Consider the following 22,057-nt stretch of genomic DNA (forward strand, 5'->3'; position numbering starts at 1 on the left):
CTAGGTGCTTATGGTTACCAGGATCTTACTGCGGACCCTTAGCAAGGCCATTGCCGGACCTCGGCGCGCCAATTAGGCGTATGGAACAATGTCGCGCGGCCTTCAGCTTGCTTTGCTGCTTCTCGTGCCGCTGGCGTGCCTCGCCTGCGCGGCCGGCTTGCAGCTGTTCGCGGCGGAGCGCAGTGCAGCGCAAGGCTACGTGGTTCGGCTGGAGTTGCCTCCGGTCGATCGCGCCCGCGACCTACCTGCCATCTCCGGCCCACAGGATGCCAGTCGGCCTCTGGTGGTGATCGATCCCGGACACGGCGGCTTCGACCCGGGCGCGGGGGCAGGGCCGATCAAGGAAAAGGATGTCGCGCTCGCCATCGCGCTCGCCCTGCGCGAGCGATTGCTCGCCGGCGGAGGCATCCGCGTGGCCATGACGCGGGATGAGGACCGCTTCGTCACGCTAAGCGAGCGTCCCGGCATCGCTCGCCAGTTGGGGGCAGACCTGTTCGTCTCCATCCACGCCGACAGCGCCGAAAGCGATGCGGCGAGGGGGGCGAGCGTCTACATCCTCTCGGAAAAAGGGTCGAGCCAGACGGCCGCCCGCTTCGCTGCGCGAGAGAACCGCGCCGATACCGTCAACGGCGTCAGCCTCTCCGAAACCAGCGACACGGTTGGCGCCATCCTGCTCGACCTCTCGCAGCGAGAGGCCCAGGCGGGCTCGGCCATTGCGGGAAACCTGTTCCTGCGCGAGATCCGCGGGCAAGTGCCCTTGCACTACGAGACGGTCGAATCGGCCTCCCTGGCCGTCCTCAAGGCGCCCGACATTCCCTCGATCCTGTTCGAAACCGGCTACATCAGCAATGCCGAGGACGCGCAGTACCTCAACTCGCCGGAAGGCCGCGAGACGATCGCCGATGCCGCAGCGCAAGCTATCCGCGTCTATTTCGCACGTCAGGCGGGCACCTGATCGGTGACGGCTGGCCTTGCGCGAAACCCCCGTGCTAGAGGACGCGCGCAATGAGCGAGCCGGCCGGACCCGAAGCGGACCCAGACACTGGGGAAGTGACTTATCGTATTCGTCGCGAGGGCGGCGGCGTGTTCCGCTCGATGGGAGCGGCGTGGCGCCGTCGGCCGTGGCTGCGGCGGTTCTCTTACGTGGTGCTGGCAGGGCTGGTGGGGCTTGGCGCCTTCTGGGCGATCCTCACCAAGGACCTGCCCTCCACCGACAAGCTGGCCGATTATCAGCCACCGTTGCCCACCATGGTGCGCGGAATCGATGGGCAGATCGCCTACAGCTATGCCCGCGAACGGCGCGTGCAGCTGCGCTTCGTCGACTTCCCCAAGCAGCTCATCGACGCCTATCTCGCCGCCGAGGACAAGACCTTCTGGACGCACGGCGGCGTGGACTACACTGGCCTGCTGGGCGCGGTTGTCGACTACGCGTCCAAGCTCGGATCGGGCGGACGCGCCAAGGGCGGGTCGACGATTACCCAGCAGGTCGCCAAGAACATCCTCATCGGCGACGAGTATTCGGTCACCCGCAAGCTCAAGGAAATGATTGTCGCGCGGCGTATCGAATCGGCGCTGTCGAAGCAGCAGATCCTGGAGCTTTACCTCAACGAGATCCCGCTGGGTCGGCAGAGCTTCGGCGTCCAGGCCGCCGCGCGCGCCTACTTCGACAAGGACGTCGACCAGCTCGACCTGCACGAAGCCGCGTTCCTGGCCATCCTGCCCAAGGCGCCGGAGCGCTACGGCCGCAAGAAGTTCGAGGACATGGCAATTGCCCGGCGCAATTACGTGCTCGACCAGATGGTCGCCAATGGCTGGGCGACGCCAGCGGCCGCCGCCGAGGCCAAGGGCTTGCCGCTCGGCCTAAAACCGCGTCGCGCCGAGCGCTACGATCCCTCGATCGGCTACTTCGTCGAGGAAACCCGCCGTCGGTTGATCGATCGCTTCGGCGAGAATGCCGAGGATGGACCGCTCAGCGTCTATGCCGGCGGTCTTTGGGTACGCACTTCGCTCGACACGACCATGCAGAACGCGGTGCGCGACGCGCTGCGTGCAGGGCTGCTGCGCTATCATGGCAATCGGGGCTGGGTGGGACCGCTGGCGCATATCGACGATCTCGACACCTGGCAGACGCAGCTGATCGTCTCCAACCTGACGATCGACTACAAGGACTGGCGCATCGGCGTCGTCATCTCACGCAGCGGCAGTTCGGGGCAGATCGGCTTCACGGACGGCAGCACGGCCGAACTGACCGGAATTCCCGACAAGGTCCGCGCCGGAGATGTGATCGCGGCAGCGCCGATCAACTCGGGCACTTATGCCGTGCGTTCGATCCCCGAAGTGTCGGGCGGAATGGTGATCGAGCAGCCCGCCACCGGCCGCATCCTGGCGATGCAGGGTGGGTTCGACAGCGGTTTGGGCTCGTTCAACCGCGCGACGCAGGCGATGCGTCAGCCGGGTTCCACCATCAAGCCGTTCGTCTATGCGACCGGCCTCATGTACGGCATGACCCCGGCGACGCAGGTGCTCGACGGTACCTTCTGCGTCTACCAGGGCGCGGCGCTGGGCAACAAATGCTTCCGCAACTTCGGCGGCGGCGGCGGCGGGTCGCACACGATGCGCTGGGGCCTGGAGCAATCGCGCAACCTGATGACGGTCCGCATCGCCAACGACACCGGCATGCCGCGGGTCATCAAGACGTTCCACAACGTCGGCATCGGCGACTACAAGGCCTATCTCTCCTTCGCGCTCGGCGCGGGCGAAACGACGGTAGGCCGCATGGTCAACGCCTACGCGGCGCTCGCCAACAACGGCGTGCAGTTCAATGCCTCGCTGATCGACTACGTGCAGGACCGCAATGGCAAGGTCATCTGGCGCGGCGACGACCGCCGCTGCATGAGCTGCAACATGCCCGAATGGGACGGCAAGCCGATGCCGCGCCTGGCGCGTCGCGGCAAGCAGGTGCTCGATCCGGCGACCGCCTACCAGACCGTCCACATGCTGGAGGGCGTGGTCACCCGCGGCACGGCGGTGACGCTGCGCGACCTCAAGCTGCCGCTGTTCGGCAAGACCGGCACCACCTCCGGCCCCACCGACGTGTGGTTCGTGGGCGGCTCTCAGGACTACGTGGCGGGCGTCTATCTCGGCTACGACAACCCGCGCTCGCTCGGCGGTTATGCGCAAGGCGGCCGCATCGCCGCGCCGATCTTCAAGCAGGTCGTGCTCGCCACCAAGGATCGCTGGAGCCGCCAGCCCTTCATCGCGCCCGCCGGCATCCGCATGGTCCGGATCGACCGGGTGAGCGGCAAGCAGGTCATGGGCGCGGAACCCAGCGACGATCCCAAGTCCTCGATCATCTGGGAGGCGTTCAAGCCCGACACCGAACCCAAGCGCTACACCGCGCAGGATGAATTTACCCGCAAGCGTGACGCCCTGATCGCCGAGATCCGCGGTGCGCAGGCGGACCGTATCGCCGCCTCGCGCCCGAAGGTCGAGAGTGAGCCGGGCGACTTCGTCCAGGAGCAGGGTGGATTGTACTGAGCGGCTTCGACCGGCTGCAGCTTATGCCGAGCCGAACGGTCCGGCGGGGAGTTCAGTCGATGATCGATATCGGCTCGACCATGACCGCACAGGACCGCTGGATATCGGTGAAGCGTGGCTCGTCGGGGGCCATGACCTGGCGGTAATGATCCGAGGCGAATTCCGCGGCCAGGTCGGCACGGCTCTCGAACTCGATCGCACCGGCGCCGTCGTACCGGGACCGAGATAGGTAATCCGGTAGAGGCAGGGCAGCGGGGCAGTTCTCCAGCCGCTTGAGCCGGGAGCGTGTGCCTGGTCCCTTTAGCGCCAGGACGGAGTGAACATCGATCCAGTGGTCGACAAATTCCTGAGCGGACATGCCAGAAGCGCGGGTGGGCAAAGTAACGATCTTGATGGGGTCCGGGCCTAGGTTCCTGCCCGTGTCGTCCCGCTCCCAGACAAGTCTCGCACGACCCGCGATTGCCGATGGCGGTTCTTGAAGTAGCCGACGTGCCTTATCCAGCCAGGCCTGACCGGCCCCGCCCGCCGACAGCCAGGCGTCCAACGCTGCTTCATCCTCAAACCACAATTCGTCCACCGCATCGAACGCAGCGGGTGGCGCGTTTTCGATAGGAGCATCGCCTTCCACAGCGCGATTGTGCAGATGCCTGACCGGTCCGCCGACAGCCTCGTTGCGGTCGAAGGCGTCAGCCACCCAATTCGCGGAAAAGTCAGATGGGGCGAACGCGGGGTGCCTTGATAGAAGCAGGATCAGCTTGACGGCCATGTACCCTCCCGCATGTCGGCCCGGCACGACGCGCCCGCTGACGTATTTCAATACGGATCGGATAGTATCATCGTGAATCGAGGTCACAAGCGTTTCGCGACTGCTTAGGGCGCGCCGTCAGCACCGCGCGCTTGCCTTATCGGCCTGATGCCCTTGCGATCCTCCGCTGGTATGTCGGAGTTGCGGCAAGCCGCCCGCTCCGGCCAGCGTGGTTCTCTACGTCAAGCGCGTTCGACACCGAGAGCGTGCGCACACTGGATTCAGACAGTCCCCATACAGCGCGCCCGCAACTGCGGGCGGCGTCGTCCGGCGATCCTAGGCGCCGAGAATGCCTTCTATGGCCGCCGTCACCTCGTCCATGTCGGCCATGCCGTCGACTTTGGCGACGATGCCGCGAGCCTCGTAGATTGGCAGGATCGGCGCCGTCTTCGCGCGATACTCGGCCATGCGGGTGCGCACCGTTTCGGCGTTATCGTCAGGGCGACGCTTGAACTCATGGCCGCCGCATTTGTCGCAGGTGCCTTCGACATGAGGCCTCTCGAACGTGTCGTGATAGCCCTTGCCGCACGTGGCGCAGGTGAAGCGGCCGGTAATGCGCTCCACCAACGCATCCTCGTTCACGTCGAGTTCGATCACGTGGTCGAGCTTGCGGCCACGTTCGGCGAGGATGACGTCAAGCGACTCGGCCTGTGCGGCGGTGCGGGGATAGCCGTCGAAGATCGCGCCGGTTTGCGGCCCCATCATGTCGAGCTCCTCGCCGATCAGGCCCGAGACGATGGCGTCGGAGACGAACTCGCCGCGATCCATCACTTCTTTCGCTTGCAGACCGATCGGCGTGCCGGCCTTGACGGCGGCGCGCAGCATGTCGCCGGTGGAAAGTTGGCGCATGCCGCGCCGATCAACGAGGCGCTGTGCCTGCGTTCCCTTGCCCGCACCCGGCGGCCCCAGCAGGATGATGTTCACGCCTAGTATCCCCCTGATCCCAAACTTTGCGCCATTCTTGCAGGCTGATGACGCCCGGCGCAATCGCCCTTTGCGGAAGCGCGATGCCGCTTAGCGCAACCGGCCCTTCAGCTTGGCCTTCTTGATGAGGTCGCCATACTGGTGGGCCAGCAAGTGCGACTGGATCTGCGTGATCGTGTCGACGGTGACGTTGACGACGATCAGCAGGCTGGTGCCGCCCATGAACAGCAAGGGCAGGCCGGTCTGCGAGAGGAAGTACTCGGGCAGAACGCAGACGATCGTAAGGTAGATCGCACCGATCACGGTGATGCGCGTCAGCACGTAGTCCAGGTACGTCGCGGTGTTCTTGCCCGGGCGGATGCCGGGGATGAAGCCGCCGTTCTTCTTCAGATTCTCCGAAGTCTCCTCCGGATTGAAGACGACCGCCGTGTAGAAGAAGCAGAAGAAGATGATGCCGGCGGCGTAGAGCAGCATGTAGAGCGGCTTGCCGTGGCCCAGGTACTGGTTGAGCGCGACAACCGCCTGGCCCATCTTCGAATCGGGCGAGAGCGAGTTGCCGGCGAACTGGGTGATCGTCAGCGGCAGCAGCAGCAGCGAGCTGGCGAAGATCGGCGGGATTACGCCCGCGGTGTTGATCTTGAGCGGCAGGTGGCTGCGGTCCGCCTGCATCATGCCGCGCTGCGTCGCGCGCTTGGGATACTGGATCAGCAGGCGGCGCTGCGCGCGTTCCATGAAGCAGATGAACAGGATCATCGCCACGATCAGCACGACCAGCAGCACAATGGTGATCGAGCCGGTATCGCCGGCCGAATACTGGTTCATCACGTTGGAAACGAAGGTCGGCATCTGCGCGACGATGCCGGCCATGATGATTAGCGAGACGCCGTTGCCGATGCCGCGGCTCGTGATCTGCTCGCCCAGCCACAGCAGGAACATGGTGCCGCCGATCAGGCTGACCACCGCGCCGATGCGGAACATCATGCCGGGATCGACGACGGCCTGCAGGCCGCTGGATGCGCCATAGGCTTCGAGGCCCTGAGCGACGAAATAGCCCTGGATGCCGCACAGCAGGACGGCGCCATAACGGGTGTACTGGTTGAGCTTCTTGCGTCCGGCCTCGCCTTCCTTCTTCAGCGCCATCAACGCCGGGTGGAGCGAGGCGGCGAGCTGCACCACGATGGACGCCGTGATGTAGGGCATGACGCCGAGCGCGATGAGGCTCATGCGCTCAAGGCCGCCGCCCGAGAAGGCGTTGAACATGTCGAGAATGCCGCCGCGCGTCTGCTCGTAGAGCGACTGCAGGACCAGCGGATTGACACCGGGAAGCGGCACGAAGCTGAGGAAGCGGAAGACGATCAGCGCGCCGACCGTGAACCAGATACGCTTCTTGAGCTCGGTCGCCTTGGAGAAGTTGGCCAGGCTGAGAGTGCTGGCGATGTTGTCGGCGCGTGATGCCATCGGACTGGGAAAGCCTTAAACTGTGCGGGTCGCCCAAGGTTTCGTCAGGCAATTGCCGGCAGCTCTATCGCAGGCCGGCGCGCTTGTCGAACCTCGCGGGGTCGAGACAGCGCATATAGTTGTCTCGAGACGCGCGGCAATCCCGCATCAACTTGACGGCGCGGCGCTCTCCACAAGGAAAGCGCCGCGCCGTCGGTGTACTCGATGCTTAGGCCTTGGCTGCCCGGGCGGCGTTCTTGCCGCGCGGCTTGTCGGCATACTTGCCGGTGGGCGCCACGGGCTCGGGCAGGGCGACCGAGCCGCCGGCCTTCTCGATGGCCTCGCGCGCGCCGGCGCTGACGCCGGCGACCGAGAACGCGACCTTGGCGGTCAGCTCACCCTTGCCGAGCAGGCGCACGCCGTCGGTGCCGCCACGGGCCAGGCCAGCGGCCTTCAGCGCGGCGTGGTCGACGGTGCCCGAGATGTCGAGCTTGCCGCCGTCGATCGCCTTCTGGACCAAGCCCAGGTTGACCTCTGCGTAGTCCTTGGCGAACTTCTTGTTGTTGAAGCCGCGCTTCGGGATGCGCATGTGGAGCGGCATCTGGCCGCCCTCGAAACCGTTGATCGAGACGCCCGAGCGCGCCTTGGCACCCTTCTGGCCGCGGCCCGAGGTCTTGCCCTTGCCCGAGCCGATGCCCCGGCCCACGCGCATGCGGCGGTGACGGGCTCCGGCGTTGTCTCTGATGTCGTTAAGGTTCATGGTATGCACTCGCTTTCGCTTTTGTCGCGCTGATGGAAGCGCGGGCCCTTAGGCGATCGAGTGCACGATGTCATCTGGATATTTGACCCGAGGCGGCGCACATGATGCCGCAAAAGGTTGCCCCGAGGTTCTCTCCTTCGATCGAGACTGCGAAGAAATGATCGCGCAAACCATCCAGCTCGCGCTCGCACCCGTGTTCGTCCTGGTTGCCATCGGCAACATGCTCAACCTGATCTCGACTCGGCTGGGACGGGTCGTCGATCGCTCGCGCATCTTGCAGGACCTGCATACCACAACGAGCGGAGCGGCGCATGACATGGTCGTCAGCGAGATTCGCCTGGTGGACCGCAGAATGGTGCTGAGCACTAGTGCGATCCGGCTGCTGGTGCTTTCATGCCTCTTCATTGGCACCACGGTTGCGCTGCTGTTCCTGGAGGAAGTCGCCAAGGCCGACTTGCAACTGGTGGCCGCATGCACCTTCATCGTCGCCCTGGCGCTGCTGATGTGGGGTCTGCTGCTCTTCCTTCGCGAGACTCAAGTGGCGGCACAGGCGCTCCGGATCCCGCGCGACTACCTGGAGCTGCACCGCACCCTCTGATCCACCGATGGGGCCGTGATCCCAAGGGGGAGAGGGGCTCGCCTGGATCAGTGCCGCCAGGCACCTCTCCCCTTGGCAACCGTTGCGTGTCTCCCTAAAGCCGCAACCGACCTCCAGCCTCGCGAGAACATCGGCCCCATGGCATCCCCCTACAAGCGCGTCCTCCTGAAACTCTCGGGCGAAGTGCTCATGGGCAGCCAGCAGTTCGGGATCGATCCCGAGTTCGTCGCCGAGATGGCGAAGGAAGTGAAGGCGGCCAAGGAGACGGGACTCGAAATCTGCCTCGTCATCGGCGGCGGCAACATCTTCCGCGGCATGGCCGGCGCCGCCAAGGGCATGGACCGCGCGCAAGCCGACTACATGGGCATGCTGGCGACGGTGATGAACGCGCTTGCGATGCAGAACGCGCTGGAACAGCTGGGCGTCGAGACGCGCGTGCAGTCGGCGGTGCAGATGGACCAGGTCTGCGAGCCGGTGATCCGCCGCCGCGCCGAACGGCACCTCGAGAAGGGCCGCGTGGTGATCTTCGCCGCGGGCGTTGGCGCGCCGTACTTCACCACCGACTCCGGCGCCGCCTTGCGCGCGGCCGAGATGCGGTGCGACGCGCTGCTCAAGGGCACCAGCGTCGACGGCGTCTATGACTCCGATCCGAAAACCAATCCGAGCGCCCAGCGTTACGATCAGGTCGACTACGACACCGTCCTCGCCCACAATCTGAAGGTGATGGATGCCTCCGCCGTGGCCTTGTGCCGCGACAACGCGATTCCGATCGTGGTGTTCTCGATCCGCGAGCAGGGCAACTTGGCCCGCGTGCTCGCCGGAGAGGGCACCGCAACGATCGTCCAGAAGGGAGCCTGAACCATGGCCAAGTACGACAAGGTGGACCTCGAACGCCGCATGAAGGGCGCCGTCGACGCGCTCGCCAGCGATCTCGCGGGGCTGCGCACCGGGCGGGCGAGCGCCAACCTGCTCGATCCGATCACCGTCACCGTCTACGGCAGCCAGATGCCGCTGAACCAGGTCGCCTCGGTCTCGGTGCCCGAGCCGCGGATGATCTCGGTGCAGGTTTGGGACAAGAGCAACGTCGGCCCGGTGGAAAAGGCGATCCGCTCAGCAGGGCTGGGGCTCAACCCGATCAACGACGGCAACACCTTGCGCCTGCCGATCCCCGACCTGACCGAGGAGCGCCGCAAGGAGCTGGCCAAGCTGGCTGGCTCCTATGCCGAAAAGGCGCGCGTCGCGATCCGCAACGTGCGGCGCGATGGCATGGACAACCTCAAGGCCGACGAGAACAAGAAGGAGATCTCGGAGGACGACCGCAAGCGGTTGGAGACCGAGCTGCAGAAGCTGACCGACGAGCAGATCAAGGCTGTCGAGGACGAGTTCGTCCGCAAGGAGAAGGACATCCTGGGCAAGTGATGCCGGGCGTCGTTCGCTTGATCTCTGCGTCACTTCCCGTCGCCCCCGCGCAGGCGCGCGTCCCGCTTCCTTGCGGCGGGCGAAGCATGGAGAGAACAAGCGGGTTCCCCGCCTGCGCGGGGACGACGACGGTGTTTGCGGTCCCTCTCGGGCTTGCCGCATGAGCAAGGCCGAACCCGCCAAGGCCCGCCACATCGCCATCATCATGGATGGCAACGGCCGCTGGGCCAAGAAGCGCCATATGCCCAGGGCGCTCGGTCACCAGCGCGGGGTCGAGGCGGTGCGTCGCGTCGTAAAGGGCGCGCGCGAGTTCGGGCTGGAGGCGCTGACGATCTACGCTTTTTCGACCGAGAACTGGCGCCGACCGGAGGACGAGGTTTCCGACCTCATGACGCTGATGAAGCGCTTCATCCTCTCCGACCTGGAGGAAATCGCGCAGGCCGGCGTCAAGCTCAAGATCATCGGCAACTACAAGGCGTTCAAGCCCGACGTCGTCGAGATGATCGATCGCGCGATCGCCCGCACCGCCGAAAACACCGGCACGACGCTGGCGGTGGCGCTGAACTACGGTTCGCATGACGAGATCGCCCGCGCCGCCGCCGCCGCCGCGGCCAAAGGCCCGGTCACGCCCGACACCATCGCGGCCGAGCTCGACACCGCCGACCTGCCGCCGCTCGATCTGCTGATCCGCACTTCGGGCGAGGAACGCCTGTCGAACTTCCTGCTGTGGCAGGTCGCCTACGCCGAGATGATCTTCACGCCGGTGCTCTGGCCCGACTTCACCGCCGACCACCTGAAGGAGGCGATGGACACCTTTGCCATGCGCGAGCGGCGCTATGGCGGGCGCTGACCGGCCCGACCCTGGCGCCGATGGCCCATCGGTGCCAGTGCCGTTCTGGCTGCGCAATGCCGACCTGCCCAAGCGCGCGCTGACCGCGCTGGTGATGCTGGTAGTCTCTGGCACCGCGCTGTGGTTGGGCGGCATGGCCTGGACCGTGTTCGTGCTGATCATCGGCATCGGCGTCTGGTTCGAATGGAGCACCCTGGTGCTGCAGTTCAAGGCTCCGGGCATTTCACGCAACTGGTGGCGCTCGGCTGGGGCGATCTACTGCGGCATCGCCAGCGCCATCCTGATTCAGGTGCGGCAGGAGCCGGCCGGGATCGCGCTGGTGCTGCTGATCGTCGGCGCGGTGATCGGGACGGATGTCGGCGCTTACTTCATGGGACGCGCGCTCGGTGGACCAAAGATCGCACCGCGGATCAGCCCGTCCAAGACCTGGGCTGGGCTGCTGGGCGGGGTCATCGGCGCCACGCTGGTCATCTGGATCGTGCTGGCGAACGCCGGTCGCATCCTCGCCGCCGCGCCCGATGCGCAGATCACGGCCGTCTCGATCGCCGCGAGTCCGGTGGAGCTGATCGGCATGGGCCTTGCCGTGGCAGTGGTGGCGCAGGCCGGAGACTTCTTCGAAAGCTGGATGAAGCGCAGCGCCGGGGTGAAGGATTCGGGCAAGCTGCTGCCGGGGCATGGAGGCCTGTTTGACAGGGTCGATGGCTTGTTGTCCGTGCTGGTGGTATTCGGGACGATCTTCATCATTGCCCGGCTATCCACGCTTTCATGACACGATCGATTTCCATTTTAGGCGCGACCGGCTCGATCGGCGCCTCCACCCTCGACCTGATCCGGCGCAATGGCGATGACTGGAACGTCGTCGCGCTGACCGCCAATTGCCAGGCCGGCGAACTGGCCAGGCTTGCGCGCGAGTTCCGGGCGCAGGTCGCCGTGGTCGCCGACGAGAGCTGCCTTGCCGAGTTGCGGGACGCGCTCGCCGGATCGGGGATCGAGGCGACTGCAGGGGCGGAAGCGCTGGTCGAGGCCGCATCGCGCCCGGCTGATGTCGTGCTCGCGGCCATCGTTGGCTGCGCCGGTCTCGCGCCGACCATGGCCGCGATCGAGCAGGGCAGGGTGGTCGCGCTCGCCAACAAGGAGGCGCTGGTTTCGGCGGGCGAGGTCATGACCGCCGCCGTGCGCCGCTGCGGCACGGTGCTGCTGCCGGTCGACTCCGAGCACAACGCCATCTTCCAGTGCCTGGCCGGCAACGATCCGTCCGACGTCCGCTCGATCACCCTGACCGCAAGCGGCGGGCCGTTCCGTGACTGGTCGGCCGAGCGCCTTGCAGTCGCCACTCCGGCCGAGGCGGTGAAGCATCCCAATTGGGACATGGGCGCCAAGATCAGCGTCGATTCGGCCACGATGTTCAACAAGGGTCTCGAACTGATCGAGGCCTTCCACTTGTTCCCCGTTGGCCTCGATGCCTTGCGGATCATCGTCCACCCGCAGTCGGTGGTGCACTCGATGGTCGAGTATCGCGATGGCTCCACGCTCGCGCAGCTGGGCCCCTCCGACATGCGCGTGCCGATCGCCTCGGCGCTCGCCTGGCCGCGGCGTATGGAGACGCCGATGCCGCCGCTAGACCTTGCCGCCATCGGCGAGCTGACCTTCCGCGCGCCTGACGAGGTGCGTTTCCCTGCCACCAGGCTCGCCCGCCAGGCAGCGGAAGTGGGCGGGGCTGCGCCTGCAGTTCTCAACGCCGCCAATGAGATAGCGGTGGCCGCGTTCCTCTCTGGTCAGATTGCATTCACACGGATCGCGGCAGAGGTGGAGAATGTTCTCAGCTCCTATGCCGCGCCGGCGCCGGCGTGCCTGTCCGATGTCTTCGCGGTCGATCGCGAGGCGCGCATTCGTGCGCGTGAGTTGACGGAGGCGCTGGCATGATGGGTTCCCCTTCGATGCTGACGATGGCGATTGGCTTCCTGCTCGTGCTCGGCCCGCTCGTCGTGCTCCACGAATTGGGCCACTACCTCGTCGGCCGGCTGTTCGGCATCAAGGCGGACGCATTTTCGGTCGGGTTCGGCAAGGAACTCGCGGGCTTCACCGACAAGCGCGGCACCCGCTGGAAGCTCTCTGCGTTGCCGCTGGGCGGCTATGTCCAGTTCGCCGGCGACATGAACCCGGCCAGCGCTCCGGCGCCGGGCCAGGATGGTCTCACGCCGGCCGAGCGCGCGCAGACCTTCCACGCCAAGCCGCTGTGGCAACGCGCATTGGTGGTGCTGGCGGGGCCGTTGACGAACCTGATTGTCGCCGTGCTGATCTTCGCGGCGTTCAACTTCACCTATGGCCGTCTGGTCGCGGTCCCCGAGGTTCAGGCGTTCGCGCAGAACTCTCCGGCCCAGGCCGCGGGCATGCAGGTCGGTGATCGGATCGTCGCAGTGAGTGGCGAGCGGATCGAGAACTTCAACGAAATCCCGCAGTACGTCGTTCCTTATCCGGGGCGCACCGTACCGATCGCCGTGAAGCGCGGCGAGCAGACGGTGATCCTGTCGGTCAAGGTTGCCAGCGCCTTGGAGAAGGATCGCTTCGGCAACGAGGCGAGGGTCGGGCGGATCGGCATCGCCGGGGGCGTGGGCAAGGTCGTGCCCGTCGGGCCCGGTGAAGCCGTGACGCTGGGTGTCGAGCAGAGCTTCGGCGTGATGCGCATGATGGTGACCGGCATCGTGCAGATCATCACCGGTGAGCGTTCGGTGAAGGAATTGGGCGGGCCGATCAAGATCGCCAAGTATTCGGGCGAGCAGTTGAGCCTGGGGTGGCTTCAGTTCGTGCAGTTCGCGGCGCTGATCTCGATTAACTTGGCATTCATCAACATCCTGCCAATTCCGGGCCTCGATGGCGGTCACCTGGCTTTCTATGCGGCTGAAGCGGTACGCCGGAAGCCTCTCGATTTGCGGAGTCAGGAATGGGCGGTGCGTACCGGCGTCGCGCTCGTGCTCACGCTGATGCTGATCGTGACGATCAACGACATTGTATCGCTGCCGATTTTCGGGGGATAGCGGCGGCATTATCACTGAGGTGGGCGATCGCGCCCGGAATGGCTGCTTGATCGGATTTCGTCCATCGGGCAGAGGGCGGCGATTGTGTTTGGTTCGTGTCTATCGGCTCGACCGATAGCCGGCCGGGGGTTGAGATCGACCACTTTGCGCGCAGGCGCTTACGGGATTGGCGTTGATGATGGGATGGGAAATGGTTCGCAGCGGCGTCGCCGGTCGCAACAGGGCGCGCCGCGCCTCGCGGGTGGCCGTGGCGCTCCTGGGGACCACGGGACTGACGGCACTGCCCGGAGTGGCATTCGCCCAGGCCGCACCCGCCGCTTCTCCAAGCGCGTCGGCGACCGCTCCGACGCGTGCTCCGGCCAAGACCCCGGCTCGCACGCCTGCTGCCCGCACCCCGGCTGCCGCAGCGGCACCCGCTCCCGAGGCGCAAGGGCCGACGATCCAGACCATCCGCGTGACCGGGGCCGAGCGCCTGGAGCCGCAAACGGTGCTCTCCTACGTCAAGCTGCGCGCCGGCCAGACCTACACGTCCGCGGCGGCCGACCAGGCGCTGAAGGATCTCTACGAGACCGAGCTGTTCTCGGACGTCCAGGTGACGCAGGATGCCGGCATCGTCACGATCCAGGTCAAGGAAAACCCGGTCGTCAACCGCATCATCCTTGAAGGCAACAAGCGCATCAAGGATGAGAAGATCCTGCCGGAGATCAAGGTCGCCGCGCGCCAGATCTTCACCCGCTCCAAGGTCCGCGCCGACGTGGCTCGCATCATCGAGCTCTACAAGCGCCAGGGTCGCTACGCCGCGACGGTCGAGCCGAAGATGGTCATGCTCGACCAGAACCGCGTCGACATCGTCTTCGAGATCACCGAGGGCGACAAGTCCAAGGTCCGCCAGATCAACATCATCGGCAACGACAAGTTCTCCGATGGCGAGCTGCGCGGCGAGATGGTCACCAAGACCACCGGCCTCACCAAGATCTTCAGCTCGACCACGAGCTACGATCCAGACCGCATGGCGTTCGACCAGCAGAAGCTGCGCCAGTTCTACCTGACGCAGGGCTATGCCGACTTCCGCGTCGTCTCCGCCGTGGCCGAGCTGACGCCGGACAAGAAGGACTTCATCATCACTTACGTGGTGGAGGAAGGCCAGCGCTACAAGTTCGGCGAGGTCAAGGTCGACAGCCAGCTGCGTGACTTCGACTCCGAGAAGCTCGCCGCCCGCCTGCCGATGAAGCAGGGCGACTGGTACAACGCCAAGCTGGTCGAGGACACGATCGAGCAGCTGAACGACACCGCCGGTGCGTTCGGCTATGCCTTCGCCGACGTGCGGCCGAACTACGATCGCAACAAGGAAGACCTCACCATGGGTCTGACTTTCGTCATCGCGGAGGCGCCGCGCGTCTATGTCGAGCGGATCGACGTCAACGGCAACACGCTGACGCAGGACAAGGTCGTCCGCCGCGAGTTCCGGCTGGCCGAGGGCGACGCGTTCAACTCGCTGCAGGTCAAGCGCTCGACCAACCGCATCAAGTCGCTCGGCTACTTCCAGGAGAAGTTCGAGGTCGAGCAGAAGCCCGGCGCTTCGGAAGACCGGATCATCCTGGAAGCCAACGTCGAGGAAAAGCCGACGGGTGAACTCCAGCTTTCCGCCGGTTTCTCGTCACTCGAAAGCTTCATCTTCCAGGCCTCGATCCGCCAGCGCAACTTCCGTGGGCGTGGGCAGACGGTCGGCCTGTCCGGCAGCTACTCGCGTTTCTCCAAGAGCGTCGAGGCGAGCTTCACCGAGCCGTACGTGTTCGACAAGAACGTCTCGCTGGGCGTCAACGTCTATCGCCGCGACTTGAACAGCTTTAACTACAACAACAACGATCGCGACACGACGTACAAGCAGACGACGACAGGCTTCCAGGTCCGCGCCGGTGTGCCGCTGACCGAGTACCTGACGGCTGTCGCCAGCTACACGCTGAACTACGACGACGTGTCGCTGGACGAGGGCACGTTCTACTCGGATCGCCTGAATCCGCCCAATCGTACTTGCGACCCGCTGTTGGCTGGCCGCTATCTCTGCGATGCCATCGGCAAGCGGCTGAGTTCCATTGTTGGCTTGTCGTTGATTTACGATACGCTGGACAACCGCGTTCGGCCAACCCGCGGCATCACCGCCGCGATCAATGGGGATGTCGCGGGTCTGGGTGGCGACGTGAAGTATGCGCGTCTGCGCGCGAACGCGTCGAAGTTCACCAACCTGGGCAAAGGCTTCATCTTCTCGCTCTCGGCAGAGGGCGGTGCGATCAAGTCGCTCAACGGTGACGACATCCGCATCAATGACCGCTTCTACCTGGGCGAGCCGCAGATCGGCGGCTTCGACATCCGCGGCGTTGGCCCGCGGGTACTGCGCAAGCCTTATGTCGATGCGGACGGCAATGTTCTCTCCCGTGCCGCGATCGTGGCACCGGCTATCGATCCTGCCACCGGTCAGCCTGGGACCGACGTGCTCTCGACCAGGCGGCGCGACTGGACCGATGACGCTCTCGGCGGCAGATACTATTATCTGGCCAAGGCGGAACTCGAGATACCGCTGGGTTCCGGCGCACGTGAACTCGGCCTGCGCCCCTCTCTCTTCGTCAACGCGGGATCGGTATTCGGTACGCGCAATCCGCTTCGTAATCAGGCGCAAACCGACTTCCGTGATACGCAGACGATCCCGCAACTGGACAGCAGCGGAAATCGTCAGTTCATTCAGACCTGTGGCACCACCCAGACTGTCGTCAGCGGTAATGGGACGGCTGCTCCCGCTCCCTCAGCGGGTTGCACCATCGGCGCCGATGCGATTGGGCAGACAATCTTCCCGTTCCAGGAATCCTACGTCGGCGATACCTGGAAGCCGCGCGTCTCGGTCGGCATCGGCGTGAACTGGAACTCGCCGTTCGGGCCGTTCCGCATCAACTTCTCCAAGGTCTTGGTCAAACAGGACGGCGACGACACAAAACCCTTCAACTTCAACGTGGGAACGCAATTCTGATGAACCACATCCTCAAGACCGCCGCTGCGGCGAGCCTGATGTTCGGCGCCGGCGTGGCGCAGCCGGCGCTCGCGCAGGATAGCGGCACCGTCGTCCAAGGCATCGCCGTCGCCAATCTCGACGCGGTGATCGCCAACTCGAACGCGTTCAAGACCGCCGAGACGCAGCGCCAGACGACCTACAAGGCGCAGATCGACCAGGCGACCTCGCGCGGCAACGCGCTGAATGCTCAGCTCAAGCCGCTGGCCGACAAGTTCAACGCCGACCGCCAGGGCGGCAAGGCCAACCAGGCTTCGCTCGAGCAGCAGGCCGCCACTATCCAGCAGCTGCAGGAGTCCGGCCAGGCCGAACTGCAGCGCATCCTCCAGCCCGTTGCCCTCTCGCGCGCCTATGTGACCGAGCAGGTCGAGGACAAGCTGGACCAAGCCGTCAAGAGCGCGATGGCGAAGAAGAAGGTTTCGCTGCTGCTCAATCCGCAGGCGATCGTGGCGGTGAACAACAACGCCTACAACCTGAACCAGGACGTGCTGAACGAGCTGAACACGTTGCTGCCCTCGGCGCAGATCGTGCCGCCCGCCGGCTGGCTCCCGCGTGAGGCGCGTCAGCAGCAGGCGCAGCAGGGTCAGGCGGCGACTGCCGCTCCGGCGGCCGCGGCGCCCGCTGCTACCACCGGTCGCAAGCAGACCGGCCGCTGATCGAAAAGAGACGCCCCGTGACCGAAGCCACCGCCTACGACCACGCCAAGATCCTGGCGGCCCTGCCTCACCGCTACCCGATGCTGCTCGTCGATCGAGTGGTGTCGGTCAGCGAGGAGGAGATCCATGCGGTCAAGGCGGTGAGCTTCAACGAGGAGTTTTTCCAGGGCCATTTCCCCGGCCGGCCGATCATGCCGGGCGTCCTCCAGATCGAGGCGCTGGCGCAGGCTGCGGGCATTCTGGCCGTGGAGAACCTCGGTCTCGCCGGCACTGGCAAGCTGGTCTATTTCATGGCCATCGAGGAAGCCAAGTTCCGCGCTCCCGTGGAGCCCGGGCACTTGCTGACCTTGCGCGCGGGCTTCGTGCAGAAGCGCTCACGGGTATGCAAGTTCTGGGGCAAGGCGTCGATCGAGGACAAGGTGACCTGCGAGGTGAACTTCACCGCGATGATCGCCGACGGTTGATCTTGCTTTTTCAGCGGATCGCAGCTAAGCGCCCCGCTTTCCGAAGGCAGGCCGGTCGGAACCGGCCCAGCGAAGAGAGTTCACGACGATGAAGGCCGATACGCATCCCGACTACCACACGATCACGGTGCAGATGACCGACGGCACCACCTTCCAGACTCGCTCGACCTGGGGCTCTGAGGGTGACACGCTGGTGCTCGACATCGACCCGACCTCGCACCCGGCCTGGACCGGCGGCAAGGCTCAGCTTCAGGATGGTGGCCGCGTCGCTCAGTTCAACAAGCGCTTCGGCGGGCTCTCGCTCAAGAAGTCCTGATCCCTCACAGGATCGGCTTCAAGGCAAACAAGAAGGGCGGCTCCGCAAAGGGGCCGCCCTTTCCTGTTTTCGGGACTGAGATGGTGGCAGATCAGTCGATCAGCGCTACCCACTCCGGTTCGTCGCATGCCAGGCGCTGGAGCAGTTCGAGCCCGGCGGCCCCCGAATGCGCCCAGCGCACGATGGCGCTGAGCGGGCGCATGCCGGGCAGCGTGATCGTGACGAAGTGGCCGGGCCGCAGCCACTCGCCCGTGATGGCCACGCAGCAGCCGTAGGGCGAGACGTCGCTCAGGGCTGCTTCGCATCGTTCGACACCGGCCTGCGAAAGCGTTGCTAAGCCGCGGAGGGCCTGTCGAGTGTCGCCGCGCCGCTCTTTGGGCGCAGGCGGAACATGCAGGTTGCGGAGTGGAGCGGCCATGGCGAGGTGTCCTGCGGTGATCATGATGCGATGGTCCCACCACAGGGCTAACGAGCGCTAACAAGCGGCACCCGTACAAACGCGCAGGTCACCCATCCGCGCTGCTTTGGAAGCCAGTAGCCATGAAAGAGAGCACGCGGTGGGGCGCCGGGCCCACATCATGCTTTGCCATGGAACTTGGCCTACTCCGCCTTCGTTCTACGCGCGAACGCACCCGCGCAGTTTCGCGTGACAAGGAGATCTCCGATGAACCGTACCGCTCTCGCCCTCGGCGCTGCCTTCGTCGTGATGAGTGCCGTCCCGGCTTTCGCGGACGAGCAGGGCGCGGCGCAGCACGGCGCCGCGCACAAGGTTGCCACGTCGACCGGTGCCCCGATGATCCATGTCCCGATGATCGGCGCGGACGGCAAGACGCTCGGCATGGTCATGCTCCAGGACACGCCGGGCGGCGTCCTGGTTTCGACGGACCTAAAGGGCCTGCCCGCTGGCCAGCACGGCTTCCACTTCCACGAGAAAGGGATGTGCGATGCCAAGCAGAAGTTCACCACCGCCGGCGCGCACTTCACTGCGGGCAACCCCCAGCATGGCCTGCTGGTCACCGGCAGCCACCACGGCGGCGACATGCCCAACGCGCACGTCGGCGCGAATGGCATGCTCAAGACCGAACTGCTGAACACGGGCGTGACCTTGGCCAGCGGCGCGACCTCGCTGGCCGACGCGGATGGCTCGGCCCTGGTTATCCACGCCAAGCCCGACGACTACAAGACGCAGCCCTCGGGCGATGCGGGCGATCGGATCGCCTGCGCCGTGGTTGCCGCGCCGAAGCGCTAAGCGATGGCGAGCCGGCGCCGAGCCGGCTCGCGCCGTTATCCCCAAGGGCGCTCGCGATACCAGCGGGTGATCACGTACTTGCGACCCTTGCGCACCTTCATGGCGTGGTGGAGCGTCGCCGCGTTGAGGCTGCCGTCGGGCCGCCGGTTGTTCCAGGCAAGCAGCTTGCCACGCTCGGGCTGGACGATCTTGTCGATCACCTTGAACCGCGTCGCCCCGCCGGCATCGACGGTGTTGAGGTACACCATGAACGTCCAGGTCCGCTGTCCGGACACCGCGCAGTAGGTCTGATAGTCGGCATGCTCCGGCTCGAAGTAGTCGGTGTGCGCCTTGAACTCCTGGCCTTCCTCGTACCGCTGGCCTTGCAGGCGCTCGCCATACGCCGGGTCGATGCCCGAGATCTCGGCGAATTTCCGGTCGAGCGCGGCAACGGCGGGATGATCGTGGTGCAGGTCGCAGGTCTCGCTGGTGCGGAACAGGTGGTCGCCATTGTGATTGGCGATCGTCGAGGGACGGCGCTCCGCCTCGATCAGGTCGATCAGCACCGCGCACTCTTCGGTGGAGAGAAACCCGCGCTTGATGAACAGCTCCAGGCGCTGCGAGGGGACGCGCTGCATACCGTGGCGAAGCAGCAGTTCGGCAGATGATTCGCCTGGAGCCAACATGGCATAAGACATAGGCGAGCGGGCCGGCCGTGCAATGTCGTGCGCGGACCTGAAATGATGAAGGCGATTCGCGAGGCTCGAGGATGGCCCGCAGGCCGGTGCGAAACAATGTTGCGCGGCACTGAGCCATGTTCAACTTTTGCTTTGCAAGATCGAGTGCCTTGTGCGAAGGCGCGCTCCCGCATCGATCGCTGCTTGCAGCGGTCGTTCGCGTTACCCTAAGGCGCCGGCTCCGGCATGCGCGCCGGGGTTGTGGCGATCGTAGCTCAGTTGGTTAGAGCGCCGGTTTGTGGTACCGGAGGTCGTGGGTTCGAACCCCATCGGTCGCCCCATTTTCCCCGAGATCTGAGCGCATGGTCCGCAGATGGGGATGAGCCGTGACGGCATTTTGGACGCAAGCCGATTTCGATGCGCACGAAGGCGTGCACGTCTTCCACGATCGCGCCAGCGGCCTGATGGCGATCATCGCGCTGCATTCCACGCATCTGGGGCCTGGCGCCGGCGGGACGCGCTTCTGGCACTACGCGCAGCCGGAAGAGGCGCTTCGCGATGCGCTGCGCCTCTCGCGCGGCATGAGTTACAAGAACGCCATGGCCGGCTTGCCGATGGGTGGCGGCAAGGCGGTGATCCTGGCAGGACCCGACCGGCGCAAGTCGCCCGAACTGCTCTCCGCCTTCGGGGACGCGATCCAGTCGCTCGGCGGACGCTACATCACCGCCGAGGACGTCGGCATGGGTGAGCCCGACATGGTGGCGATCTCACGTCGGACGCCGTTCGTCACCGGTCTGCCGGCCGCCGACAGCACTGCGGCGGGTGGGGACCCGGGGCCGTTCACCGCCAAGGGCGTCTACCTCGGCATCAAGGCGGCGGTGCTCCAGAAGCTCGGGCGCGATTCGGTCGAAGGCGTGCATGTCGCCGTCCAGGGCACCGGCAGTGTCGGCGGCGGCGCCGCGCGCCTGCTGGCGCAAGCCGGGGCCAAGCTGACGCTCGCCGATGTCGATGCCACGCGCGCCGCGGCTCTGGCCGGCGAACTTGGCGCCGAGACCGTGTCCGCGGACGCGATCATGGATGTTGCCTGCGACGTGTTCAGCCCCAATGCGCTCGGCGCGATCCTGGATGACGACGGCATCGCGCGGCTCCAGGCGCCGATCGTGGCGGGCGGAGCCAACAACCAGCTTGCGCGGGCGGAGCACGGCGCCAAGCTGGCGGCGCGCGGCATCCTCTATACGCCCGACTACGTGATCAACGGGGGCGGCATCATCGCGGTAACCCTCGAGTACCTTGCCCGGCGCGATGGGCATGCGTGCGACGTCGCCCAGGTGCACGAGGCGGTCGAGGCCATCCCGGGTCGTCTGCACGCGATCTGGAACGAGGCGGCCAGCAGCGGGCGGACGCCTGACGTGGTGGCCGACGCGATGGCGCAGCGGTTGATCGGGCGGTAATCCCGCTGGCAGGGCTGGTATGGCTTGCCCTCAAGCCGCGGCTCGGCATCCGCAAGTTATCCTTGCGGCCCCGCCGGGTGCGAGTAGAAGCGCGTCTGTCATGCACGGCCTTGCCAATCCAGCCCGTTTTCTGCGATTCGCGCGCTGGCTGACGCCGCTTTGTCTCGGGCTCGGGCTGGCCGTGACGACGGGTGCCCTTGCTTACGGACTGCTGGGTGCGCCGGCCGATCGCCTGATGGGCGAGACGGTGCGGATTCTATTCCTGCACGTGCCTGCCGCCTGGTTGGGCATGGCGGGGTGGATGACCATCGCCGGCGCAAGCGTAACCGAGCTGGTCTGGCGTCATCCGCTTGCCGCGATCGCCGCGCGCGCGGCGGCCGTGCCCGGCGCGGTGTTCACTGCGATCTGCCTGGTCACCGGCTCGATCTGGGGACGTCCGACCTGGGGCACCTGGTGGGTGTGGGACGGTCGTCTGACGTCGATGCTGGTGCTGCTGTTCCTCTACTTCGGCTACATCGCCTTGTCCGACGTCGCGCGGCGCGACGGTGGCAATGGGCGCGTGGCGGCGATCTTCGGGATCGTCGGCGCCATCAACGTGCCGATCATCAACCGCTCGGTGGTGTGGTGGAATTCGCTGCACCAGCCGCCGAGCATCACAATGGGCAAGTCGGCGATCGATGCCGCGTTCCTGTGGCCGCTGCTCGCCGCGGCGATCGGCTTCACGCTGATCTTCGCCGGCGTCGTCCTCGCGCGCATGCGGGCGATCCTCGCCGATGCGCAGGCCGAGGCGCGGCTGCGGCGCAAGGCCATGGTATCCGACCCTTTCGAGGCACTGGCGTGAC

General features: G+C 65.7%; 22 protein-coding genes and 1 tRNA gene. 17 read left to right on the forward strand and 6 right to left on the reverse strand.

Features of this window, described 5'->3' with window-relative positions; translation table 11 throughout:
• The first annotated feature begins 88 nt into the window (after positions 1 to 88).
• Complete coding sequence (locus HNO88_RS09080) at positions 89 to 955, forward strand: N-acetylmuramoyl-L-alanine amidase family protein (protein WP_184244276.1); 867 nt, start codon at positions 89 to 91, stop codon at positions 953 to 955.
• A gap of 50 nt (positions 956 to 1,005) precedes the next feature.
• A complete protein-coding gene (locus tag HNO88_RS09085; protein WP_184244278.1) occupies positions 1,006 to 3,537 on the forward strand; it encodes a penicillin-binding protein 1A in 2,532 nt (843 codons plus the stop codon).
• 52 nt (positions 3,538 to 3,589) lie between these two features.
• Here HNO88_RS09085 and HNO88_RS09090 read toward each other — a convergent pair whose 3' ends face one another.
• The 4 genes from HNO88_RS09090 to rplO form a co-directional block, all read right to left on the reverse strand.
• Positions 3,590 to 4,303, reverse strand: a complete 714-nt coding sequence (locus HNO88_RS09090) for an EthD domain-containing protein (RefSeq protein WP_184244280.1) — start codon at positions 4,301 to 4,303, stop codon at positions 3,590 to 3,592.
• A gap of 315 nt (positions 4,304 to 4,618) precedes the next feature.
• Positions 4,619 to 5,266, reverse strand: a complete 648-nt coding sequence (locus tag HNO88_RS09095) for an adenylate kinase (RefSeq protein WP_184244282.1) — start codon at positions 5,264 to 5,266, stop codon at positions 4,619 to 4,621.
• Between the two features lie 90 nt (positions 5,267 to 5,356).
• Positions 5,357 to 6,724, reverse strand: coding sequence for a preprotein translocase subunit SecY (gene secY / locus HNO88_RS09100; RefSeq protein WP_184244284.1), 1,368 nt, complete (start codon positions 6,722 to 6,724; stop codon positions 5,357 to 5,359).
• A gap of 208 nt (positions 6,725 to 6,932) precedes the next feature.
• The gene (rplO, locus tag HNO88_RS09105) at positions 6,933 to 7,463 is read right to left on the reverse strand and encodes a 50S ribosomal protein L15 (protein ID WP_184244286.1); all 531 of its coding nucleotides are present in this window, start codon (positions 7,461 to 7,463) and stop codon (positions 6,933 to 6,935) included.
• Positions 7,464 to 7,620: 157 nt separating this feature from the next.
• On the opposite strand from rplO, the gene HNO88_RS09110 reads away from it, so the two are divergent.
• The 11 genes from HNO88_RS09110 to rpmE all read left to right on the forward strand — a co-directional run bounded on the left by HNO88_RS09110 (position 7,621) and on the right by rpmE (position 17,859).
• Positions 7,621 to 8,061 (forward strand): DUF2721 domain-containing protein, encoded by a 441-nt coding sequence (locus HNO88_RS09110; RefSeq protein ID WP_184244288.1) that lies wholly within the window; start codon positions 7,621 to 7,623, stop codon positions 8,059 to 8,061.
• Positions 8,062 to 8,199: 138 nt separating this feature from the next.
• Positions 8,200 to 8,919: a UMP kinase gene (pyrH, locus tag HNO88_RS09115; protein WP_184244290.1), complete on the forward strand. Its 720-nt coding sequence runs from the start codon at positions 8,200 to 8,202 to the stop codon at positions 8,917 to 8,919.
• A 3-nt stretch (positions 8,920 to 8,922) separates the two neighbouring features.
• Positions 8,923 to 9,480, forward strand: a complete 558-nt coding sequence (gene frr / locus HNO88_RS09120; protein ID WP_184244292.1) for a ribosome recycling factor — start codon at positions 8,923 to 8,925, stop codon at positions 9,478 to 9,480.
• A gap of 160 nt (positions 9,481 to 9,640) precedes the next feature.
• Positions 9,641 to 10,330, forward strand: a complete 690-nt coding sequence (gene uppS / locus HNO88_RS09125) for a polyprenyl diphosphate synthase (RefSeq protein ID WP_184244294.1) — start codon at positions 9,641 to 9,643, stop codon at positions 10,328 to 10,330.
• Positions 10,317 to 11,099 (forward strand): phosphatidate cytidylyltransferase, encoded by a 783-nt coding sequence (locus HNO88_RS09130; protein ID WP_184244296.1) that lies wholly within the window; start codon positions 10,317 to 10,319, stop codon positions 11,097 to 11,099. The genes uppS and HNO88_RS09130 overlap by 14 nt, the downstream gene beginning before the upstream one ends.
• Positions 11,096 to 12,253 (forward strand): 1-deoxy-D-xylulose-5-phosphate reductoisomerase, encoded by a 1,158-nt coding sequence (locus tag HNO88_RS09135; protein WP_184244298.1) that lies wholly within the window; start codon positions 11,096 to 11,098, stop codon positions 12,251 to 12,253. The genes HNO88_RS09130 and HNO88_RS09135 overlap by 4 nt, the downstream gene beginning before the upstream one ends.
• On the forward strand, positions 12,250 to 13,365 hold the full coding sequence (gene rseP, locus HNO88_RS09140) for an RIP metalloprotease RseP (protein ID WP_184244300.1): 1,116 nt from the start codon (positions 12,250 to 12,252) through the stop codon (positions 13,363 to 13,365). The genes HNO88_RS09135 and rseP overlap by 4 nt, the downstream gene beginning before the upstream one ends.
• Before the next feature lie 190 nt (positions 13,366 to 13,555).
• Complete coding sequence (gene bamA / locus HNO88_RS09145) at positions 13,556 to 16,384, forward strand: outer membrane protein assembly factor BamA (RefSeq protein ID WP_246381425.1); 2,829 nt, start codon at positions 13,556 to 13,558, stop codon at positions 16,382 to 16,384.
• Positions 16,384 to 17,079, forward strand: a complete 696-nt coding sequence (locus tag HNO88_RS09150) for an OmpH family outer membrane protein (RefSeq protein WP_184244302.1) — start codon at positions 16,384 to 16,386, stop codon at positions 17,077 to 17,079. Before bamA ends, HNO88_RS09150 begins: the two co-directional genes overlap by 1 nt.
• Before the next feature lie 17 nt (positions 17,080 to 17,096).
• The gene (gene fabZ / locus HNO88_RS09155) at positions 17,097 to 17,543 is read left to right on the forward strand and encodes a 3-hydroxyacyl-ACP dehydratase FabZ (RefSeq protein ID WP_184244304.1); all 447 of its coding nucleotides are present in this window, start codon (positions 17,097 to 17,099) and stop codon (positions 17,541 to 17,543) included.
• A gap of 88 nt (positions 17,544 to 17,631) precedes the next feature.
• Positions 17,632 to 17,859 carry a 50S ribosomal protein L31 gene (gene rpmE, locus HNO88_RS09160; protein ID WP_184244306.1) on the forward strand — a complete coding sequence of 76 codons (228 nt, stop codon included), beginning with the start codon at positions 17,632 to 17,634 and terminating at the stop codon, positions 17,857 to 17,859.
• Between the two features lie 91 nt (positions 17,860 to 17,950).
• Here the strand turns inward: rpmE and HNO88_RS09165 are convergent, their stop codons facing one another.
• Entirely contained in the window at positions 17,951 to 18,277 is a 327-nt protein-coding gene (locus HNO88_RS09165; RefSeq protein ID WP_184244308.1) for a PilZ domain-containing protein, read from the reverse strand.
• A 246-nt stretch (positions 18,278 to 18,523) separates the two neighbouring features.
• Between HNO88_RS09165 and HNO88_RS09170 the strand changes: the two genes are divergently transcribed.
• Positions 18,524 to 19,108: a superoxide dismutase family protein gene (locus HNO88_RS09170; RefSeq protein WP_184244310.1), complete on the forward strand. Its 585-nt coding sequence runs from the start codon at positions 18,524 to 18,526 to the stop codon at positions 19,106 to 19,108.
• A gap of 35 nt (positions 19,109 to 19,143) precedes the next feature.
• On the opposite strand, the gene HNO88_RS09175 is transcribed toward HNO88_RS09170, so the two are convergent.
• Positions 19,144 to 19,773: a prolyl hydroxylase family protein gene (locus tag HNO88_RS09175; protein WP_184244312.1), complete on the reverse strand. Its 630-nt coding sequence runs from the start codon at positions 19,771 to 19,773 to the stop codon at positions 19,144 to 19,146.
• A 255-nt stretch (positions 19,774 to 20,028) separates the two neighbouring features.
• Here HNO88_RS09175 and HNO88_RS09180 point away from each other — a divergent pair.
• The 3 genes from HNO88_RS09180 to ccmC all read left to right on the forward strand — a co-directional run bounded on the left by HNO88_RS09180 (position 20,029) and on the right by ccmC (position 22,056).
• Positions 20,029 to 20,105: transfer RNA gene (locus HNO88_RS09180), tRNA-His, on the forward strand.
• A gap of 45 nt (positions 20,106 to 20,150) precedes the next feature.
• Positions 20,151 to 21,215: a Glu/Leu/Phe/Val family dehydrogenase gene (locus HNO88_RS09185; protein WP_184244314.1), complete on the forward strand. Its 1,065-nt coding sequence runs from the start codon at positions 20,151 to 20,153 to the stop codon at positions 21,213 to 21,215.
• A 100-nt stretch (positions 21,216 to 21,315) separates the two neighbouring features.
• Positions 21,316 to 22,056 (forward strand): heme ABC transporter permease CcmC, encoded by a 741-nt coding sequence (gene ccmC / locus HNO88_RS09190; protein ID WP_184244316.1) that lies wholly within the window; start codon positions 21,316 to 21,318, stop codon positions 22,054 to 22,056.
• Position 22,057: the final 1 nt, after the last annotated feature.

This window comes from Novosphingobium chloroacetimidivorans, from assembly GCF_014204535.1.
Lineage (GTDB): Bacteria > Pseudomonadota > Alphaproteobacteria > Sphingomonadales > Sphingomonadaceae > Novosphingobium > Novosphingobium chloroacetimidivorans.

Excerpts from the sequence above, each read along its gene's own strand:
- HNO88_RS09080 (WP_184244276.1), top strand. The coding sequence starts at position 89 with ATGTCGCGCGGCCTTCAGCTTGCTTTGCTGCTTCTCGTGCCGCTGGCG.
- HNO88_RS09085 (WP_184244278.1), top strand. The coding sequence starts at position 1,006 with ATGAGCGAGCCGGCCGGACCCGAAGCGGACCCAGACACTGGGGAAGTG.
- HNO88_RS09090 (WP_184244280.1), bottom strand. The coding sequence starts at position 4,303 with ATGGCCGTCAAGCTGATCCTGCTTCTATCAAGGCACCCCGCGTTCGCC.
- secY (WP_184244284.1), bottom strand. The coding sequence starts at position 6,724 with ATGGCATCACGCGCCGACAACATCGCCAGCACTCTCAGCCTGGCCAAC.
- rplO (WP_184244286.1), bottom strand. The coding sequence starts at position 7,463 with ATGAACCTTAACGACATCAGAGACAACGCCGGAGCCCGTCACCGCCGC.
- HNO88_RS09110 (WP_184244288.1), top strand. The coding sequence starts at position 7,621 with ATGATCGCGCAAACCATCCAGCTCGCGCTCGCACCCGTGTTCGTCCTG.
- pyrH (WP_184244290.1), top strand. The coding sequence starts at position 8,200 with ATGGCATCCCCCTACAAGCGCGTCCTCCTGAAACTCTCGGGCGAAGTG.
- frr (WP_184244292.1), top strand. The coding sequence starts at position 8,923 with ATGGCCAAGTACGACAAGGTGGACCTCGAACGCCGCATGAAGGGCGCC.
- uppS (WP_184244294.1), top strand. The coding sequence starts at position 9,641 with ATGAGCAAGGCCGAACCCGCCAAGGCCCGCCACATCGCCATCATCATG.
- HNO88_RS09130 (WP_184244296.1), top strand. The coding sequence starts at position 10,317 with ATGGCGGGCGCTGACCGGCCCGACCCTGGCGCCGATGGCCCATCGGTG.
- HNO88_RS09135 (WP_184244298.1), top strand. The coding sequence starts at position 11,096 with ATGACACGATCGATTTCCATTTTAGGCGCGACCGGCTCGATCGGCGCC.
- rseP (WP_184244300.1), top strand. The coding sequence starts at position 12,250 with ATGATGGGTTCCCCTTCGATGCTGACGATGGCGATTGGCTTCCTGCTC.
- bamA (WP_246381425.1), top strand. The coding sequence starts at position 13,556 with ATGGTTCGCAGCGGCGTCGCCGGTCGCAACAGGGCGCGCCGCGCCTCG.
- HNO88_RS09150 (WP_184244302.1), top strand. The coding sequence starts at position 16,384 with ATGAACCACATCCTCAAGACCGCCGCTGCGGCGAGCCTGATGTTCGGC.
- rpmE (WP_184244306.1), top strand. The coding sequence starts at position 17,632 with ATGAAGGCCGATACGCATCCCGACTACCACACGATCACGGTGCAGATG.
- HNO88_RS09165 (WP_184244308.1), bottom strand. The coding sequence starts at position 18,277 with ATGGCCGCTCCACTCCGCAACCTGCATGTTCCGCCTGCGCCCAAAGAG.
- HNO88_RS09170 (WP_184244310.1), top strand. The coding sequence starts at position 18,524 with ATGAACCGTACCGCTCTCGCCCTCGGCGCTGCCTTCGTCGTGATGAGT.
- HNO88_RS09175 (WP_184244312.1), bottom strand. The coding sequence starts at position 19,773 with ATGTTGGCTCCAGGCGAATCATCTGCCGAACTGCTGCTTCGCCACGGT.
- ccmC (WP_184244316.1), top strand. The coding sequence starts at position 21,316 with ATGCACGGCCTTGCCAATCCAGCCCGTTTTCTGCGATTCGCGCGCTGG.